The sequence below is a fragment of the Dyadobacter sp. CY323 genome (genome assembly GCF_021390245.1).
In the GTDB taxonomy this organism is placed as follows: Bacteria; Bacteroidota; Bacteroidia; order Cytophagales; family Spirosomataceae; genus Dyadobacter.
This window is the reverse complement of the sequence record NZ_JAJUXH010000002.1, coordinates 79,828-97,637: the sequence shown is the minus strand read 5'-3', so window position 1 is coordinate 97,637 and position 17,810 is coordinate 79,828. Positions and strand designations below refer to the sequence as shown.

At 45.4% G+C, this 17,810-nt stretch carries 14 protein-coding genes; 9 read left to right on the top strand and 5 right to left on the bottom strand.

Annotated elements, in window-relative coordinates; all coding sequences use genetic code 11:
* Window positions 1-19 precede the first annotated feature (19 nt).
* Complete coding sequence (locus tag LZG72_RS03745) at window positions 20-2,965, bottom strand: DEAD/DEAH box helicase (protein WP_233867723.1); 2,946 nt, start codon at window positions 2,963-2,965, stop codon at window positions 20-22.
* A 316-nt stretch (window positions 2,966-3,281) separates the two neighbouring features.
* On the opposite strand from LZG72_RS03745, the gene LZG72_RS03740 reads away from it, so the two are divergent.
* Window positions 3,282-5,981 (top strand): PVC-type heme-binding CxxCH protein, encoded by a 2,700-nt coding sequence (locus LZG72_RS03740; RefSeq protein WP_233867721.1) that lies wholly within the window; start codon window positions 3,282-3,284, stop codon window positions 5,979-5,981.
* 108 nt (window positions 5,982-6,089) lie between these two features.
* Window positions 6,090-7,013, top strand: a complete 924-nt coding sequence (locus LZG72_RS03735) for a hydroxypyruvate isomerase family protein (RefSeq protein WP_233867718.1) — start codon at window positions 6,090-6,092, stop codon at window positions 7,011-7,013.
* A gap of 192 nt (window positions 7,014-7,205) precedes the next feature.
* On the opposite strand, the gene LZG72_RS03730 is transcribed toward LZG72_RS03735, so the two are convergent.
* Both LZG72_RS03730 and LZG72_RS03725 read right to left on the bottom strand, forming a co-directional pair.
* A complete protein-coding gene (locus LZG72_RS03730) occupies window positions 7,206-7,517 on the bottom strand; it encodes an isoamylase early set domain-containing protein (RefSeq protein WP_233867714.1) in 312 nt (103 codons plus the stop codon).
* Between the two features lie 145 nt (window positions 7,518-7,662).
* Entirely contained in the window at window positions 7,663-9,924 is a 2,262-nt protein-coding gene (locus LZG72_RS03725) for a TonB-dependent receptor (protein ID WP_233867712.1), read from the bottom strand.
* Window positions 9,925-10,086: 162 nt separating this feature from the next.
* Here LZG72_RS03725 and LZG72_RS03720 point away from each other — a divergent pair, with 162 nt between their 5' ends.
* Complete coding sequence (locus LZG72_RS03720) at window positions 10,087-10,497, top strand: DoxX family protein (RefSeq protein WP_233867709.1); 411 nt, start codon at window positions 10,087-10,089, stop codon at window positions 10,495-10,497.
* A gap of 42 nt (window positions 10,498-10,539) precedes the next feature.
* On the opposite strand, the gene LZG72_RS03715 is transcribed toward LZG72_RS03720, so the two are convergent.
* Window positions 10,540-11,511: an aldo/keto reductase gene (locus tag LZG72_RS03715; protein WP_233867706.1), complete on the bottom strand. Its 972-nt coding sequence runs from the start codon at window positions 11,509-11,511 to the stop codon at window positions 10,540-10,542.
* Window positions 11,512-11,666: 155 nt separating this feature from the next.
* Between LZG72_RS03715 and LZG72_RS03710 the strand changes: the two genes are divergently transcribed.
* The 6 genes from LZG72_RS03710 (at window position 11,667) to LZG72_RS03685 (ending at window position 17,364) form a co-directional block, all read left to right on the top strand.
* Window positions 11,667-12,428 (top strand): M23 family metallopeptidase, encoded by a 762-nt coding sequence (locus tag LZG72_RS03710; RefSeq protein ID WP_233867703.1) that lies wholly within the window; start codon window positions 11,667-11,669, stop codon window positions 12,426-12,428.
* A 69-nt stretch (window positions 12,429-12,497) separates the two neighbouring features.
* On the top strand, window positions 12,498-13,784 hold the full coding sequence (locus LZG72_RS03705) for an aminotransferase class V-fold PLP-dependent enzyme (RefSeq protein ID WP_233867700.1): 1,287 nt from the start codon (window positions 12,498-12,500) through the stop codon (window positions 13,782-13,784).
* 191 nt (window positions 13,785-13,975) lie between these two features.
* Complete coding sequence (locus tag LZG72_RS03700) at window positions 13,976-14,584, top strand: hypothetical protein (RefSeq protein ID WP_233867697.1); 609 nt, start codon at window positions 13,976-13,978, stop codon at window positions 14,582-14,584.
* A 15-nt stretch (window positions 14,585-14,599) separates the two neighbouring features.
* Window positions 14,600-15,775, top strand: a complete 1,176-nt coding sequence (locus LZG72_RS03695; RefSeq protein ID WP_233867694.1) for a glutathionylspermidine synthase family protein — start codon at window positions 14,600-14,602, stop codon at window positions 15,773-15,775.
* Window positions 15,776-16,009: 234 nt separating this feature from the next.
* Window positions 16,010-16,342, top strand: a complete 333-nt coding sequence (locus LZG72_RS03690) for a hypothetical protein (protein WP_233867692.1) — start codon at window positions 16,010-16,012, stop codon at window positions 16,340-16,342.
* A gap of 278 nt (window positions 16,343-16,620) precedes the next feature.
* Window positions 16,621-17,364 (top strand): SDR family NAD(P)-dependent oxidoreductase, encoded by a 744-nt coding sequence (locus LZG72_RS03685; RefSeq protein ID WP_233867688.1) that lies wholly within the window; start codon window positions 16,621-16,623, stop codon window positions 17,362-17,364.
* Window position 17,365: 1 nt separating this feature from the next.
* On the opposite strand, the gene LZG72_RS03680 is transcribed toward LZG72_RS03685, so the two are convergent.
* Window positions 17,366-17,710, bottom strand: a complete 345-nt coding sequence (locus LZG72_RS03680; RefSeq protein WP_233867685.1) for a cupin domain-containing protein — start codon at window positions 17,708-17,710, stop codon at window positions 17,366-17,368.
* Window positions 17,711-17,810: the final 100 nt, after the last annotated feature.

Genomic DNA, 17,810 nt, shown 5'->3' with positions numbered 1-17,810 from the left:
CTCAGGGTGACCAACGTTTCTACGCCAGCAAATTCATCACATCTTCCCGGCTGAGCGATTTAATAAACCCTTCTTCATTCGAAATTAGGTCATCAGCAAGTTGCTTCTTGGTTCTCTGAAGTGCCAGAATCTTTTCCTCCACCGTATTCTTAGTAATGAACTTATAAGTAAATACCGTCCGGTCCTGACCAATGCGGTGCGCACGATCTACGGCCTGAGCTTCAATGGCCGGATTCCACCAGGGATCGAGTATGAAAACGTAGTCTGCTGCCGTGAGATTTAGGCCTAGACCTCCGGCTTTCAACGAAATAAGGAAAATTTTGATCTCTTCATTTTCCTGGAAAGTCTCAACCTGCTCCTGCCTGTCGCGGGTAGCACCGTCGAGGTAGGCATATCGAATTCCTTTTTCATCCAAATGGCGGCGAAATAAGTCTAAATGCTTAATGTATTGGCTGAATATTAGGATCTTATGATCCTCACTCATCACCGTTTGCAACTTATGAATCACATCTTCAAATTTCCCGGATCCGTGCTGATACTCCGGGTCGACCATAAATGGGTGATTTGCAAGCTGGCGCAGTTTGGTCAAACCTTGTAAAACAACGAGCTGAGATTTTGAAATTCCTTCTGCATCAATGCTTTGCAGGATCAGATTTCGATAGTAAGCTTTTGCTTCTTCATACGCCTTTTCCTGTTCCGCGGACATATCGCAGTATTGCACACTTTCGACTTTTTCAGGCAAATCTGTTGCTACCTGTGACTTTAACCTTCTTAAAATGAATGGTTTAATGAGATTATAAAGTCGTTTTGTTTTTTCTTCATCCCCTCGTTTTTCAATAGGTACTTGAAACTCGTCCCTGAAAAAAGATTGGGTACCTAATAATCCCGGGTTCACAAACGACATTTGAGACCACAGGTCCAACGTGTTATTCTCGACCGGGGTACCTGTCAATACCAGCCGATGCGTTGAATTTAACTTCCTAACTGCCTTCGTAATGATAGATGCGGGATTTTTAATGGCCTGCGATTCATCCAGGATTACATAATTGAACCGGTAATTTTCCAGGATCTCAACGTCCAAACGGATGATGCCATACGATGTCAGTATCAGATCATATTGATCGAATTGAGCCGTGTCTTTATCACGGTTTGTTCCCGTGTAAAGCATTACCTTCAGTTCTGGCGTGAATTTGTTTGCTTCAAGCTGCCAGTTGTAGAGCAGTGAGGTGGGCATGATAAGGATCGACGGCATGTCGATGCCCGATTCTTTTTCAGATTGCAGCAGCGCCAGTGTTTGTACAGTTTTGCCGAGCCCCATATCATCCGCGAGGCAACCTCCCAGACGATACTGTTTCAAAAATTGCAACCAGTCATAACCGGTTTTTTGGTATGGTCTTAATAAACCTGTAAAACCTTTTGGAGGAGCAACCGGATCAATTTGTTGGAAATCACGCAAATTCTCAAGTTTTCTACTGATAACCGCTGTGGCCAGATTTTCTTCTTTCAATTCCTGCACCAATGCCAAATGGTGCATACGAAGCCTGAAATCATCATCCGAATCGCCATGCTCCGTGAATGAAAAGAAATCAGAATATTTGGTAAACCACCATTCTGGTATCACTGCGATTTCGCCATTAGGTAGTAAAAACTCCTTTTTGCGGCTCAGAATGTGACTTCTGAGCTGGATAAATGGAATCTCAAACTCCCCGAATCTCACTTTTGCATTAATATCAAACCAATCCCGGCCTTCCTGAATCGATATATCCAATGAGGAATAACCCAGAAAGTAGCGTTTTGCGTCGCTTGTATTCTGACGTACCGAAATGCCTTTCTCTGCAAGCAAATTAGCATTACCCTGTAGCCAGCCAAATGCTTGTGATTTAGGCATTTGTATTTTGCCACTACGCATATTGAGGCCCCAATCCTTCAATTGACGGACATTCTGGGTTTCAATTTCAATGTTGCGTTTCACTTTGTTAAAAAAGTAGTCATTGCCTTTCTTTTCCATATGCACGCTCGAAGGGTGTGCGAAACTATCGTAATGAAAAGCGAAGCCGGCGTATTGAAATGAGAGGTCGAAAGAAACGTCATTATCTTCATCTTCAAGTACTTCCACGTCTTCGGAATCCTGAAATAGCACCGTATTTTTCTTACCCGAATTGTTGGAAAATTCTGAGATCGTCAAAACGGTTCTCGGAGAAGAGGATACATTTCTAATTTCGAAACCTCGCGCAACTACATCGTACGAGGCAATGAGCGGCGCCACAAACCTGCCATAATATTGCTCCTCCATCTGCCCCGGAATGGCAATGAATTTTTTAGCTAAAAACGGTTTGATCTTCTTCCCGTCGACATTTCCCTCGAACTGGTATAAATGCCCTTCCAATACCAGCCAAGCCGGATCTTCACAAACCAGAAACGCGTTTTTATACTGGAAATCCAGTTTTTGAAACTTGTGGCGTATCGTTGGAAAGTAATGGGTGTTGTCTTCGTTACGGACAAAATGGAACCGGATGGTCGCTTTTTCGGATTCCAGGATGACAGGTTTCCAGATCGGGTTGCCGTCACTTCCCATGATAAAAATATCCTTTTCCGACAGCCGGTCGAGAATGCGGGCTTTGGCACTTTCGAGATAAGCTGCAATCGTTTCCTGAATGAGCTTGTCCCCTTTTTGCGGATCGTAGACTTTGAGAAAAAAATCAACTACACTTAATTTTTTGGTATTGAACTTCCTGACAACCGCATCCTGCTGAATGTCATCAATAAGCTTCACGAGTTCAAAATCCCGCGTATCGATCCCGCTCCTGAATTCCTTGATATTTTTGGATGAAATGTTCTGGATCTGAAATGTAAATTCCCCCTGACTATTCAGCTGGACCACAAATGATTCGAAGATGTACCCCAAATACTCGTGATTCAGAATTGAATAAACAATTTTAAATGGCTCTGAGGGAGATACTTTCATTCCAATGGATAATAAAGGTGGAGTGGATGCAAAAGGTGGCTCTACTTTTCGAAATAGCCGCTTTGCGATTTGGGAAATCTTCAAATATAGGCTAAAAGAGACCTAAAAAAAAGACTTCTCTCAGCAAGTGTTTTAAATATTTAAGTAGAAAAAATTGAACATTGACAATAAGTAATCCTACACCATATCGTTAACGCAGTTTGTCGCGATTCTTTCGAAACATTATCCCGATAACTTCAAACTTCTCTTCGTTATTCACCAAACAAGACGTAATTTTAATCGGTTTTTTGTGAGGTAGCATCCATTCAAGTTTGTTTTGAAACAATTCAATTTTAAGAAATTTGCATTCTTTGTTGCGGCAAATTTTTCTTTTCTTCCCGGTGTCAGTATTTGTCAAGTTGCTGATTCAATAGTAGTTACAAATCCAGATAGCATTTATGCACAACTGTCAGAGCCTGAAAAACGGTTTTCCAGGAATGCGGTTGCAGGCCTGAAAGTGGCCGACGGACTGGCCGCCACATTGTTTGCGTCGGAGCCTGACGTTATAAATCCCATTAACATCGATGTCGACCACCGGGGCAGGGTGTGGGTTTGTGAAGCCTACAACTATCGTCCCGCCGTAAATGGCAAATCGGAGTTGGGAATGGGTGACCGGATCCTGATCCTGGAAGACAAAGACGGAGATGGTAAATCGGATGTAACCAAAGTTTTTTATCAGGGACCCGAGATCAATGCGCCGCTCGGGATCTGGGTGATGGGAAATAAAGCGGTGGTGTCTCAAAGTCCATATGTCTGGCTTTTTACAGATACGAATGGAGACGACAAAGCTGATACCAAAGAAGTTTTGTTTAAAGGTATCGGAGGTACGCAAAGCGATGCCGGAATTCACGCATTCGTTTTCGGGCCGGATGGGAAATTCTATTTCAACTTTGGTAATGCAGGCCGGCAGCTCGTCGACGGGCAGGATCGGCCACTTCTTGATAAATACGAAAGACCTATTGATTTCAGGCAATTCAAACAAGGTGTTGTTTTTCGATGTGATCAGGATTTTACCAAAGTAGAGATCCTGGCCGAAAATTTCAGGAATGGGTTTGAAGTTGCGGTCGATAGCTACGGTACCATGTGGCAGTCGGACCAGGAAGAGCCGGGGAATGGCGGCGACCGGGTTTCGTATGTGATGGAAAATGGCAATTTTGGGTATATCGATGAAATGACCGGTGCAAGCTGGCGTCTCAACCGCACCAACGTCGAAGACGAAGTTCCCCGCCGTCACTGGCATCAGAACGACCCCGGTGTAGTTCCCAATTTGCTGGAAACCGGTTCCGGCTTTCCGATGGGTATGACGATTTACGAAGGTGAATTGTTGCCTCGAAAGTTCTGGGACCAGATTATTCTCGCCGATGCAGGACAGAATTATCTCAGCGCATTCCCGGTTCAGAACGACGGCGCGGGCTATAAATCGGACGGTATTATCCCCATTGTTGAGGGAACCAGAGATAAATGGTTTCGTCCAACGGACGTTTGCGTCGCGCCCGATGGCTCCCTCATCGTCTCCGACTGGTATGACCCGGTCATTGGATCAAATAAAATGAAGGATCGGAGCCGGGGCAGGATTTTCAGGATTGCCCCGCCGGATAGTGCCTACAAAATCCCCGTCTTCGACCTTAGTATTCCGGAGCAGGCAGTAAAAGCGTTGCAAAGTCCAAACTTATCCATGCGTTATCTGGCGTGGAATGCCTGCGTGAAACATGGATGGAATGCCGAACCGTTTCTGGAAGAGCTTTTCAACAGATATAATGCAAATCCAAAGCTGCGTGCACGCGCATTGTGGGTATTAAACCGGATCGAAGGATTTAATTATAGAAATCTGGACGTCGGTTTCAGACATATCAACCCAAATATCAGGATTACAGCGCTGCGGGCTGTGAGACAAAGAAACAGCGATCCTACCGAATACATTAAAAGACTTACTGCCGATCCGGACCCGCAGGTGAGACGCGAATGCGCCCTGGCCATTAACCATAACCACACTTACGAGGCGCTGGATGTGTGGCTCCAATTGGCAAAACAGTACAAAGGAAATGACCGCTGGTCGGTCGAGGCATTGAGCATCGGCGCGTATGATCAATGGGAGCGTATTTTTCCCGCCTGGCTGGAACGGGCCGGATCCCGCCCCGGTGCCACAGATGCCGGCAAAGACATTATCTGGCTCGCACGGACCAGGAAAGCGATTCCCTACCTGACTGACCTGGCTGCGGATACCAGCGTGAGTTTCAAAAGCAGGCTTCGCTATTTCCGTGCCTTCGACTTTTTCCGCGCCGGGTACGAGAAATCCCAGGCGCTGCTCAATGTGCTCACCGTCAATTCTTCCGACCGGATTGAGGTTAGTAAGCTTGCATTGCTGCATTTGGATAAAAGTTTTGTGACCAACTCTCAGCAGGGACGTACGGCATTAAATAAGTTATTGGACGAAACGTACGGTACCGATCATTACATTGACCTGATGACACGTTATGAGCTCGAATCTGAAAACGACCGGCTGTTGAATCTTGCGCTCGATAAATCCGACGAGGTACTCGGCCGCGATGCAGGTGCATTGTTGCTTGAACAGGCAGGAATATCCTATGTGACAGAAAAATTAGCAGGTATGAATGAAGCCAGGAAATCGGCATTACTGGCTTCCATTCAAACAGTAGGAAGTCCCGAGGCAGTGTACCTGCTGCGCTCAACTGTTTTGGACGGCGACTTGCCGACTTCGGTTCGGAAGAATGCTGCCAGGTACCTGGGCGCCAGCTGGCCGGGAGAGGAGGTAGTTGTAAAGCTTCTGACGGAAGACAGACTCAGCGGCGATGTGAAAGAAGCTGCTTTGGAAGGTGTGAAAAACGCATTCCGGGAAGAGATCAAAGTGCAGCTCGCTCCATATTTTCCGAAACCCAAAGAAGAAGTTCAGGAAGCAGTACAAAAGCCTGCGGATACCAAAAAAGAGAGGCGTAGGAAAAGAAGGGATAGAAATTAAGACGAGTCTTGCCGGGTTTTCAAAGCCTGGCAAGTCTAATAAGCCCGGCATTTAGGTATATTAACAGGTATCCTATCTTTAACCTCTAAACATAAATCCAGGAAAGATATGCTTCGCAGAAATTTTGTGAAATCTACATTGGGAATAGCCGGAGCTGCTTTGGCGACCGGTGAAACCTTCGCTAACCAAGCCCCATTTGCCAAAAATAATTTTAAGTTGAAATATGCGCCCCACTTTGGCATGTTCCAAAATAAGGCTGGAAAAGATGTGATCGACCAGTTGAAATTCATGGCCGACAACGGCTTTATGGCTCTTGAAGATAATGGAATGATGGGGCGGCCGGTAGAGCAGCAGGAGGCTATTGCTAAGGAAATGGCCCGCACTGGTATGCAAATGGGCGTTTTTGTTGTGGATAAAGGTGGTAATGGAGCAAATACTCTCGCAGCAGGCAAACAGGAATACATTGATATTTTCCTGAATGGCTGCAAAAAAGCGGTAGAAGTAGCTAAGCGTGTCAATGCAAAATGGATGACCGTGGTACCAGGTAATTTTGAAAGAAACATACCAATTGGTGTCCAAACTGGTAACGTGATTGACGCATTGCGCCGAGGATCGGAAATCCTGGAACCGCACGGATTGGTAATGGTACTGGAGCCGTTGAGTGATTCGCCCGACCTGTTTCTAAGAACTTCTGACCAAACCTATGAGATCTGTCGCGGGGTTAACAGCAAGTCCTGCAAAATTCTCTATGACATTTACCACATGCAAAAAAACGAGGGGCGCCTTCTCTATAATATTGAAAAAACGTGGAGTGAAATTGACTATTTCCAAATCGGTGACGAACCTGGCCGCAAAGAGCCGACTACTGGGGAGATCAACTACAAAAACATCTTCAAATACATCTACGACCGCAGCAAAAAAGAAAACAAGTCCTTCATCATGGGCATGGAACACGGTAACTCAAAATCCGGCGCAGAAGGAGAGGACGCATTGATTAAGGCGTATGTGGAGAGTGATAGCTTTGTGGTTTAGTTTTAAGCTGTTAGCTATTAGCTTTTAGCGATTAGCATTTAGCTTTTTTGGCATTGAGATAAAAAGAAAAACCGGTCAGTAGATTACTACTGACCGGTTTTTCTTAAGCTAACAGCTAACAGCTAACAGCTAACAGCTAACAGCTAACAGCTAACAGCTAACAGCTAACAGCTAACAGCTAACAGCTAACAGCTAAAGAACAACCACTGAATTCTCGGCCGTGGCGTCTACGCCAGCAGGTACGTATTTATCAGCTTCCCAATCGTTTTCCCATTTCTCGTCGTCAAGAATGTAACGGAACTGGTATTCGCCTGATGCAAGTTCAAGGATGCCTTTAAAAGAACCGTCTTTTTGTTTTTTCAAAGCAATGGCTTCTTCCGGGTTCCAGCCATTAAATTCTCCAACGAGGGCAACTTTTTTAGCTTCTGCTGCTGCTTCCGCAGGTACTGTAAATGTAACTTTGTAAAGCGACTTGCTCTTCACAAATTGTTTTGATAATGCCATAACTAAGTAGTGTTAATTAATTGATGGCACAAATATACAATGTAAAATAGTTCAAGTCAATGAAAATCAATACTGTATACGTTTTGGATCTTCGAATAATTATATATGAGAGATTTTGGTTGCTTTTTTAGACAAAAATGGTGGCCTATCTAAATGTGTATCGAATCCCCAGAAATCCTCTAATTCCCTGATTTGGAGCGAAAACGTAGGATGGGTCGAATGTCTGTCTGTAAGGATTGTCAGGTGTTGCAATAACCTGTCCCTGATCATCGAATTTTACATTTTTGTCGAACGGATCATTGGCCCGGGCAATGGAATTAGACGGAGGTGTGAAGTTTAGGAGGTTTTTGATACCACCATAAATTTCCAGTCCATTGTCGAACTTCCTGGTGATCTGGATATTTTGCAATGACCATACGGGAGACGTTTTTGCGCGCGGATCTTCGGGGCCTAAAACAGGCAGCCGCATTGGTCCGTATATGTTACCGGTGTAGTCAAACGACAATCCTGCACGCGGCATTTCATAGCTAACAGACCAAACGCCTGTGAATTTTTCGGTGAGTACCGGACGGAAACGGACCCCATTTTCTTTCTGAAAGTTTTCCATATACGTTCCGCCTGCAATGATTTTCAATGGAAAAGGGAAGTTGAAATCCAGGTTCAAACTCACGCCTTTCGAAACAGCATAACCGTCCAGGTTATTATATATAATCTGGTTAGGATCGGTATCATAATCGGGCAGGATGCGGTTGGTGAAATGGGTGTAAAAAACCGATGCGTCAAATCCGACAAACGAATTTCCGGTCACGATCTTTTTTACAAAATTGATATTCGCATTCCAGCTTTGCTCCGGGTTTAATGCTTCCTTCACAATTACCTGCCGGGAACCGGTCAGCGCCGCATGATCTTCCGTAAACAAATTGACGATCCGGAATCCGCGTCCGACATTCAATCGCACCACATCCGTTTGATTGAATTTGTACTTGTAGGCAACCCGCGGGGTAAAAATGCTTCCATGACGACTATTATAATCGTATCGTGCGCCCAGGAGCAATGCATGTGCGCCGGCCCGGATTTCGTCCTGCACAAAAATACCGGGTAACAAGATTTTATCAGGATGGTCTTGACCGTCGAGGTGCCGGGTTGCAGTCGTATTGTCGTTGTAGAATGTATACCGAAACGGCGTTCCAAAAAGCAGGTTGTGTTTTCCAATTTCCTTATCCCACAAAAGTTGCGCGAACGCTATCTTCTGGTCCGCATTGAAAGGTACTTTTCCGTATACCGAATTCTGATGATGTGAGCTGAACGAATATTGCAAAGTGAGTTTCTCAGGGCCGGGCAGCTGATAGTTTCCCAGCACTTCATAACGTTTGGTATAAATACTTTCCCCATACACCTGGTCACCTCCGCGAAATGTCTTATTCCAGCGCATTTCACCACCCCAGCGGTCTTCATAATAGTAGCGGGCCGCGATATTGGCTTGCCGGTTATTTTTCAGGTTAAATGACCATTTGTTGAAAAACGAGATCCTGTTTTGCAGCGTAAGATCTGTGAAACCGTCCCCATTGTTATCAATGGGATTTTGGTAGTTGAAATAGTTAACCCCAAGCAGTGAGCTCGTGCGCTCATTCGGAGTGAATTTTACGCCCAGGTCCACATTCACATCCCGCCAGGTTGTGCTGAATACATCTGCGGAGAAGATGGGTGCTTTCGATGGGTTTTTGGTAATTATATTAATCAATCCCCCCACAGCTTCCGATCCATATAAGGTGGATGCCGGTCCTTTTACGATTTCAACCCGCTCGATCAAACTATTCGGGATACCTGATAGTCCGTAAACGGTGGACAATCCGCTCACCATCGGCATTCCATCGATCAGTACCATGGTGTACGGGCCTTCAAGTCCGTTCATGTGAATGTCGCCGGTGTTGCAAACGTTGCAATTCAACTGAGGGCGAACTCCATTTACATAACTCAAACCCTCAAAAATGCTTGGGACGGGATTTTTGTAAATGAATTTTGCAGTAATAATATCCACGGGCACCGGGCTGTCGAGCTTCGAAACTTCTTTCATTGTTCCGGTTACAACAACTTCTTCCAGCGAATTGCTGCCAGGTTTTAATGTAAAATCCTTGCTTGTATTCGCCGATATGCGCACGTTTTTTTCAGTTACCGTGGGCATGGAAATGTAGCTCACTTTAATTGTGTACACGCCCGTCGGAATTCCGTCGATCCGGTAGCTTCCGGACGTATCGGCAATCGTTCCTGTTTTGAGCTCACTGATGTAAACGGAGGCTCCGAATGCAGTTTCGTTCTGACCTTCAAGTGTAATTTTTCCGGTTAAAATATGCTGTGCCTGTGCAGCGAACGAAATGAGACAGCATATAAAGAGTATGTGTAGCTTCATGTATATGTAATTGTTAAAATATGTCTTAATATTTATTTAGGTAAACCTAAAAATAATACTTGACAAATAAAAACTTAAATTTCGATTCCCTTAATTGCTTCTTGGAAACTACTGGGTTGTCTGAGTGGTTACCTATGGAGTACTACTAAAAAGCAACCCACTATGATGAGAAAATTTTTAAAACCACCTAAACTTCCCGCGTCCGCTGACTTCGGGGTTTTGATTTTGAGAGTGGGGATTTCTGTGTTAATGCTGACACACGGCTATGCAAAGCTGAAAGGCTTTTTGAGCGGAGACCATTCGTTTGCTGATCCGATCGGGATCGGGGAGGAGCTTTCTTACATTCTGACCATTTGTGCGGAATTTGGCTGCTCCATTCTGTTGGTACTTGGCCTTTTCACACGGGCTGCATTGATCCCGTTGATTTTCACCATGCTTGTAGTGGCGTTGATCGTGCACGGCGAAGACCCTTTTAGTAAAAAGGAGCACGCTATTTCCTTTCTGATTGTATATCTGACTCTGTTTTTTACCGGGCCAGGTAAATATTCAGTCGATAGTAATTTGTACAAATAGCCAAAAAAAAGCCCTCTTCGCAGCGGAAGAGGGCTCTTACTTCTATTGTGACCATTGCGTAGGACTTCTGTCCCAGCGGTGTTCCTTCAATTTTTCAACCACTTCGGCAGCTAATTTCTGGCCGTCGCTTGCAGATACATTCGATCGCACGTGCGGCAATTTCCGCATTCCCGGGATCGTAGTATGCACATCGGGATTATTCAGGATAAAACGTAATGCGAGTTCGGGCATCGTCATTCCGGCTGGCAGATCGGCCCGCAACGCTTCGGCATGATCCACGCTTGAATTCAGGTTTTCAGGGACAAAATACGTAGAACGCCAGTCGTCGGCCGGGAAGACCGTCTCTTTTGTTAAAGTACCCGTCAACGTTCCTTCGTCAAAGGGTACCCGGGAGATAACGCCGAGATCCATTGATTTGCAAAGTGGGAAAAGGTTATCTTCCGGTGCCTGATCGAAAATATTATAGATAACCTGCACCGCGTCGATTAAGCCTGTTTTTAGCGTTTCAAGCGCATTATCTGGCTCCCAGCGATTGATACTGATTCCCCAGGCATCCACTTTTCCTTCCTTTGTCAGCTTTTGAATCGCCTCTTTCCATTCATCTTCCTGCGCCCAGGAATCCTCCCAGACGTGAAATTGCAGCAAGTCAATTTTCTCAGTACCCAGATTTTTCAGGCTCAACTCCGTGTATTCAACAATGTAATCGGCCGGGAAAACTTCCTTAAGACTGGAATCCGGGCGAGATGGCCATTGCCGGTTTTTAGGTGGGATTTTAGTCGCCGCATATAGTTTACGGTCAGGATACCGTTTGATGAGCTCGCCGAGGATCCGCTCGCTCAATCCTTCTCCATAACCCCACGCAGTATCGAAGAAATTTACACCCGATTCCACCGCGAGGTTCAGCGAGTCATCAGTTTCTTTACGGTCTGAGCCAGTCCAGCCTGCCAATCCCCACATTCCATATCCGATTTCACTGACCTGCCAGTTAGTTCGTCCAAATCGACGGTATAGCATTTTTATATCATTTAGTGTTCCGGGTTTAAAGGTAATCATAGCTTCTTTTTAATGTATAAGAAATACATTTGTAGCATTTTATTTGTGTAAAATCAGCACGTTCGTTAAAGTCGGTTCAGGTGAAAGAAAAACAGTGGGTGTCAAAAGTATTGGTAATGACAGTGAAAAGAGTTGCCGGGATTGTGCTGATCGCTTTTATTTCCGGCCTGACAAACCAAAGTGATCGTTCCGACGAAATCGCCGAATCCTGTGCCGCATTTAATCAGATACAGACAGACATCCGCGATGGCATGATCTCGCCCGATTCTGCCAGAAATGCGTTTCGTTCCGTAATGCACCGGCTTCGGGCGGCCATTAAAACGGATTCGTGCCCGGCGATCGACTCTTCCTACTTTGTTTTTCCGGTGAGGGGATATTTACCGAAAGAATCCATTGGTTCGCGGGGACGAGGGTACCGGCCAAACGGATTCGATCTTTTTGATATGAATGTCTCAGGCAGCCACCCCGCCCACGATCTTTTCGTGCGGGACAAAGATCAGGACAATCTGGACGACCGGACTTGGAAACCGGTCGATGTCCTGGCATTCACGTCCGGCATCGTATTAGCCACCGAAACCGGCTGGAAATACGATAGTGAATATCGCGGCGGCAACTGGATCTGGGTCTACGATCCGTGCCTCGACGGACTTTTCTATTATGCTCATAATAATATTGTTGAGGTTCAGCCGGGGCAATGGATCAAAGCCGGGGATAAAATTGCCGAAATGGGGCGCTCTGGTTTTAATGCTTATAAAAAACGGTCACCCACGCACGTGCATCTCATGTACCTGCAGCTCGACAGCTACGGGTTGCCCGTTCCGTACAATACCTACGACTGGATGCTACAATCGGCGCTGACGGAGGGTCTCGACTTTTAATAATTGTGATTTTTCCATATATTGAATAAATTGTAGCCACTCAATTGCTATTCCTATAACAACTTCTCTATGAACAACCGCCGATCCTTTTTCAGGAAAAGCGCAGCCCTGGGTATGGGTGCGTTTGGACTGAACAGCCTTTTCAACCAGCTGCACGCAGAAAGTTTTGCCGAGGCAGACAAATTTTGGGACCCAACAAGCGAAACCAACGAAGACTACTGGTCGGTGATCCAGGATGCATACACTGCGAGCAAAAGCCCGGTTATCATCCTGAACAATGGCGGAGTTTCACCATCGCCGATCGCTGTCCAGGAAGCGCTGGAAAAATACAATAAAGCGGCTGCACAAGGTCCATCGTACTACATGTGGCGCATTATGGATAAAGGCCGGGAACCACTTCGCCAGCGCCTTGCTAAACTGGGTGGCTGCGATGCGGAAGAAATTGCGATCAACCGGAATGCCACCGAGGCGTTGAATACCATTATTTTCGGATTGCCTCTGGAAAAGGGGGACGAAATAATCGGGACGATCCAGGATTATCCGAACATGATCCAGGCATACAAGCAGCGGCAAATGCGCGACGGAGTCGTATACAAGCAACTTTCCTTCGACTTTCCCATTGAAAACGACGAGCAGATCGTGAAAGCGTTCGCCGATGCGGTGACGCCGAAGACCAAGATCATTCACATTACCCACATTATAAACTGGGTTGGCCAGATTATGCCGGCGAAGAAAATCGCTCAAATGGCGCATAGTAAAGGTATTGAGGTAGTTGTGGACGGTGCGCATACATTTGGTTTGCTCGATTACAAAATCCCTGATCTGGAATGTGATTACTTCGGCACCAGCCTTCACAAGTTCCTGAGTGCACCTGTGGGTAGTGGTATGATGTGGATCAAAAAGGATAAAATTGAAAAGATATGGCCGTTATTATGCAACAGCCAGCCTAAAAGTGCTGATATCCGGAAGTTTGAGACTTTGGGTACCCGCAGTTTTTGCATTGAGCAGGCGATCGGGGAAGCGATCAATTTTCAGGAAGGGATAGGGTCAAAACGGAAGCAGGAACGTGTGCATTATCTGAAAAAATACTGGGCGGAAAAAGCAGCCCAAATTCCGGGAGTTAAAATCCACACGTCCATGAAACCGGAATTTTCCTGCGCGATTGCAGGCGTAAGTATCGACGGAATGAAACCAGAGGAACTCGACAGCAAGCTTATGAAAGACTATCAGATCCATACTGTGGGCATAAACTGGGAAAACATTCACTGTGTGCGGGTGACGCCCCACGTATATACAAAGTTGAGCGATCTGGATAAATTGGTTGGCGCTATTGAAAAAATAGCCAAGAAGGCCTGATTTTTGAAGGTATCTGCAGCGAAGTCTGACTGGCACAAGCTGGTCAGACTTTATTTTTAACAACTTATCCCAAACCGTTTGTAAACGCCATTTATTTTCAATCCTTCAAAAGAGCCATTTGAAAGAATGCAACTTCGAATTGGATTTAAAAGAAGTAGATTTGAATCAATCTCAGAATAAAAACCAAAGCAATGACACAAATAAGGAAAGGTTCTTTTATAAAAACAGTAAAAGACATCAGTATCGGTGGTGCACTCGCGCTGGCAGTATTGTCTGGTTTTGCCATCACAGGTTGCTCATCCAATGAAGACGATGAGGCGGCATACAGCTACGAGGAAACGACTTATTCCAAAGGGATCCGGTCGTTTATCAAAGAAGTTAAACCGGGTGAATTCAAAATCACCGACGAGCAAAATGTGGGCGCAGACAGTTCACAAGCCATTGTCACATATCTCGACGGTCACACTGATACATTAAGCACAGCTGCGTCCAAAGCTTTAATTGACGAGGAGATACGCACAAATGGGAATGCTGTCGGGCATCACAGCGGCTTGTCGAGCATGCTGCTTTACGGTGGAATGGGATACATGCTGGGACGGAATATGAATAACGGTTATATGAACAGTTATCGTGATCCTAATGTGAGCAGAGGCTTTTACAGCAATCCGTCTACGTATGACCGGTCCCAAAGCGCTTTCCGTCAGGCAGACGCGTCGCGTTCCACCAGAACGGTCACGACGAGGCCGGCAGGTGGTAGAAAAGGGTTTTTCGGACGTTCGTCGGGAAGGAGCTCGGGATAATTAAATTCAGTATTTATGATTAAATTAAAATCGCTTCCCAATCCGCCAGATAAGGCACTTGAAAATGTAGGCTGGAACTGGATGCTCGGGACGGATACGGTTCCTTATGTGGTGAAAGATATGGTGGTAATTACAGACGCGCAGGCTACGAAATACCACGATTCGGCCATGGATCTGTACGATATGTTTGTAGAAGCCGGGCAATATGTAATTGACCACGAGTTATTTAAAGAGCTGGGCATTCCGGAAAACCTGATCGAATTGATTAAGATAACCTGGAATGACGATCGTCATACCCACTTGTACGGACGTTTTGATCTCGCTGGCGGGTTAGACGACGAACCTGCCAAACTCATTGAGTTCAATGCGGATACGGCAACCTGCATCCCGGAAACCGCCGTCGTGCAATGGGCCCATCTCCGGATCAACGGGCAGGATGATTCCCGACAATTCAACTCATTGTATGAAATGCTGGTTGCTCAGTTCGCTTTTCTGAAAGATCAGAACACCGACCTGAACCCATCCATTCTGTTTTCGACCATGCGGGGTTACCAGGAAGACGACACCAATGTGGCATTGCTGCGAGAGGCTGCAAAAGAGGCGGGTTTTGATACAGAGTTTGCCTACATCGACGATGTCGAATTTTCAGCGGAGGAGGGAATTTTCTACCAGGATACGACAACGGGCAGTTTCATCCGTTTTGACTTTTGGTTCAAGCTGGTGCCGTGGGAGTATATTGGTTTCGATGAACCTGATCTGGCGAAAGCATTGACGGAACTCGTAAAAAACCGGAAAGTACTCGTATTAAATCCAGCTTACACACTTCTGTTTCAATCCAAATACATTCTGAAAGTGTTGTGGGATTTGTATCCTTATCATCCATTATTACTTCAGACCGAAAGGTACAGGTTGCCTCATAAAAAATCGGTTAGTAAAGTGTTGTTTGGCCGCGAAGGCGCGAATGTTTCGATTCTGGAAAAAAGCGGGGAGGTTTCCATTGAAGCCGATGGGGAGTATGGGGGCCAGGCCCGTATTTTTCAGGAATACTTTCCATTCCCGGAAGATGCCGACGGGAATTCGTATCAGGCAGGTGTGTTTTTTGTTGGGGAAGCTTGTGCGATTGGATTTCGTCGCGGGGGCAAAATATTGGATAACACAGCACAGTTTGTAGGCCATATTATAGAAGGTTAAAAAATGTTTTTGCCAAATAACATTAGGTACTACCCGTAATTGTACGCACGTATGTCCTCAAATACTGCCGCAGACTAACATTTTCGACCGTTTGCTCAACTTAACTTAAAAATTTAAGTGATATCAGTGATGTTTGTATCGTTTAAAAGTGATGCGCTGGAATAGATTTTTGTAAGAAGGCCGAGCCGAGCCGCAGCCATCACCTTTGCTCCGAAATTCTTAAACAAAACCGTCATGATACACGAGAAAATTTTTCAACTTAAAAGTGGGAGGGAAGTAAAAGTCATTGTAAAAGGTTTCCATCTCCACGACAATCCTCAATTCAGTACCGACTGTGAAATATTGATAAAAGAACCGAAGGAAAAATATTTCCGCACGCCAATCGGGACAAACCATCCGCAGTACTGGAAAATGAAACGTTCGACTCCCCAGCAGGCAAAGTTATTACTGATGGAATATAGCGGAGTATCGCAGCGTCAGGTGAACCAGACATTAACGGAGTTTAATCGCATCGTAAATTATCATCCCGCTCAGATCGGATTGCACTACGAAAGCGAGTTGCTCTGAATACATTTCCCAGATACACACACTGGAATTAAAAACCGATTCAAACCGGGTCAGTAAAGTGATTGCAAGCGCAATTTCTCTGATCCGGTTTTTTGTTGCACCTGCATTTTTAAAGCTGACGTTCTGCTTAATACATCGAGCAACCGAAGTAGATTTGAGGAACTTTTCGTCCATTCTAGTGAGAGAAGACAAACCCGCTGAAAAAGAAATAGTTATAATAAGCGGAGAATTTACTTCTTATCCGAAAGGTTAAGTCATACTCAACAAAATACTGAAAAATGATCAGTTTTAACACGCAGGTCGCAATTGTAACAGGGGCGGCATCCGGACTCGGGCAGGTAATTGCTCATAAACTTTTGAATGAAGGCGCCAGCTTAGGATTATTTGACATTGATGAGAAGGCATTGAAAGAGCATTTTGTCGATCATGATAGGTACGAAGAGAAAGTAGTTCTGGACCTGACCGATCAGGAGCAGGTTGAACAAGCGGTGGCGAGAGTGGTAAAACGTTTTGGGAAAATTGATATTCTGATCAACTGCGCCGGAATTACGGGAGCTACCAATATCAAAAGCCATGAAGTAGATGCTGCAAACCTGCAAAAGGTTTTTAATATCAACTTTATGAGCAGCTTCTACACGGCGAAAGCCGTTCTTCCGTATATGCTCGCCAACAATTATGGCCGCATTTTGCATATCGCCTCCATTGCCGGTAAAGAAGGAAATGCAGGAATGCTTGCTTATTCCGCCTCAAAAGCCGCTGTGATCGGAATGACCAAAGTGCAGGGAAAGGAATATGCAGAGACCGGGATCACGGTTAATGCACTTGCTCCGGCAGTGATCCATACGCCGCTCGTGGATGCGATGCCTGAGACGCAGGTCAAATACATGACGGATAAAATTCCCATGAAACGCTGCGGAACATTGGAAGAAGCTGCAAATATGGCCGCATTCATCGTTTCCCATGAAGCCAGTTTTACCACCGGCTTTACATTCGATCTTTCGGGAGGAAGGGCCACCTACTGAGTTACTGCTCAGCGTTTTTCTCCAATTCAACAAAATCCAGCCGGGCGGGCGTAAAACAATCAATCACTTTGCATTTCTTATGAGCAACTGCTGAATGCGGCGCGTTAGATGGAATGTAGGCCGTCATACCCTGCGTCAATAACATGGTTTCACCGGCAACGGTAAATTCCAGTTCACCTTCCAGTACGTGGCACCATTGTTCATGGACGTGGCTGTGCTCCGGCAAAATAGTACCGCCGTCGATCGTGAAATGACCGAATGTTTGTTGTTCGGAATGTGCGAGGGTGCCGTAGATCCCGTCCCATATTTTGACAACTTTTTTGGTATTGAAATTAACAAAAGGCATAAGATGACACTTGCTTAAAAGTTTTCTGATTTTATCCAACAAAAATAAGCTGAATTGCTAGGGAACGGTCAAAAGCTTTTTATACATTTGCAACAATCCA

Coding starts and splice junctions, on each gene's coding strand:
- LZG72_RS03745 (WP_233867723.1), bottom strand. CDS start 2,965: ATGAAAGTATCTCCCTCAGAGCCATTTAAAATTGTTTATTCAATTCTG.
- LZG72_RS03735 (WP_233867718.1), top strand. CDS start 6,090: ATGCTTCGCAGAAATTTTGTGAAATCTACATTGGGAATAGCCGGAGCT.
- LZG72_RS03730 (WP_233867714.1), bottom strand. CDS start 7,517: ATGGCATTATCAAAACAATTTGTGAAGAGCAAGTCGCTTTACAAAGTT.
- LZG72_RS03725 (WP_233867712.1), bottom strand. CDS start 9,924: ATGAAGCTACACATACTCTTTATATGCTGTCTCATTTCGTTCGCTGCA.
- LZG72_RS03720 (WP_233867709.1), top strand. CDS start 10,087: ATGATGAGAAAATTTTTAAAACCACCTAAACTTCCCGCGTCCGCTGAC.
- LZG72_RS03715 (WP_233867706.1), bottom strand. CDS start 11,511: ATGCTATACCGTCGATTTGGACGAACTAACTGGCAGGTCAGTGAAATC.
- LZG72_RS03710 (WP_233867703.1), top strand. CDS start 11,667: ATGACAGTGAAAAGAGTTGCCGGGATTGTGCTGATCGCTTTTATTTCC.
- LZG72_RS03705 (WP_233867700.1), top strand. CDS start 12,498: ATGAACAACCGCCGATCCTTTTTCAGGAAAAGCGCAGCCCTGGGTATG.
- LZG72_RS03700 (WP_233867697.1), top strand. CDS start 13,976: ATGACACAAATAAGGAAAGGTTCTTTTATAAAAACAGTAAAAGACATC.
- LZG72_RS03695 (WP_233867694.1), top strand. CDS start 14,600: ATGATTAAATTAAAATCGCTTCCCAATCCGCCAGATAAGGCACTTGAA.
- LZG72_RS03690 (WP_233867692.1), top strand. CDS start 16,010: ATGATACACGAGAAAATTTTTCAACTTAAAAGTGGGAGGGAAGTAAAA.
- LZG72_RS03685 (WP_233867688.1), top strand. CDS start 16,621: ATGATCAGTTTTAACACGCAGGTCGCAATTGTAACAGGGGCGGCATCC.
- LZG72_RS03680 (WP_233867685.1), bottom strand. CDS start 17,710: ATGCCTTTTGTTAATTTCAATACCAAAAAAGTTGTCAAAATATGGGAC.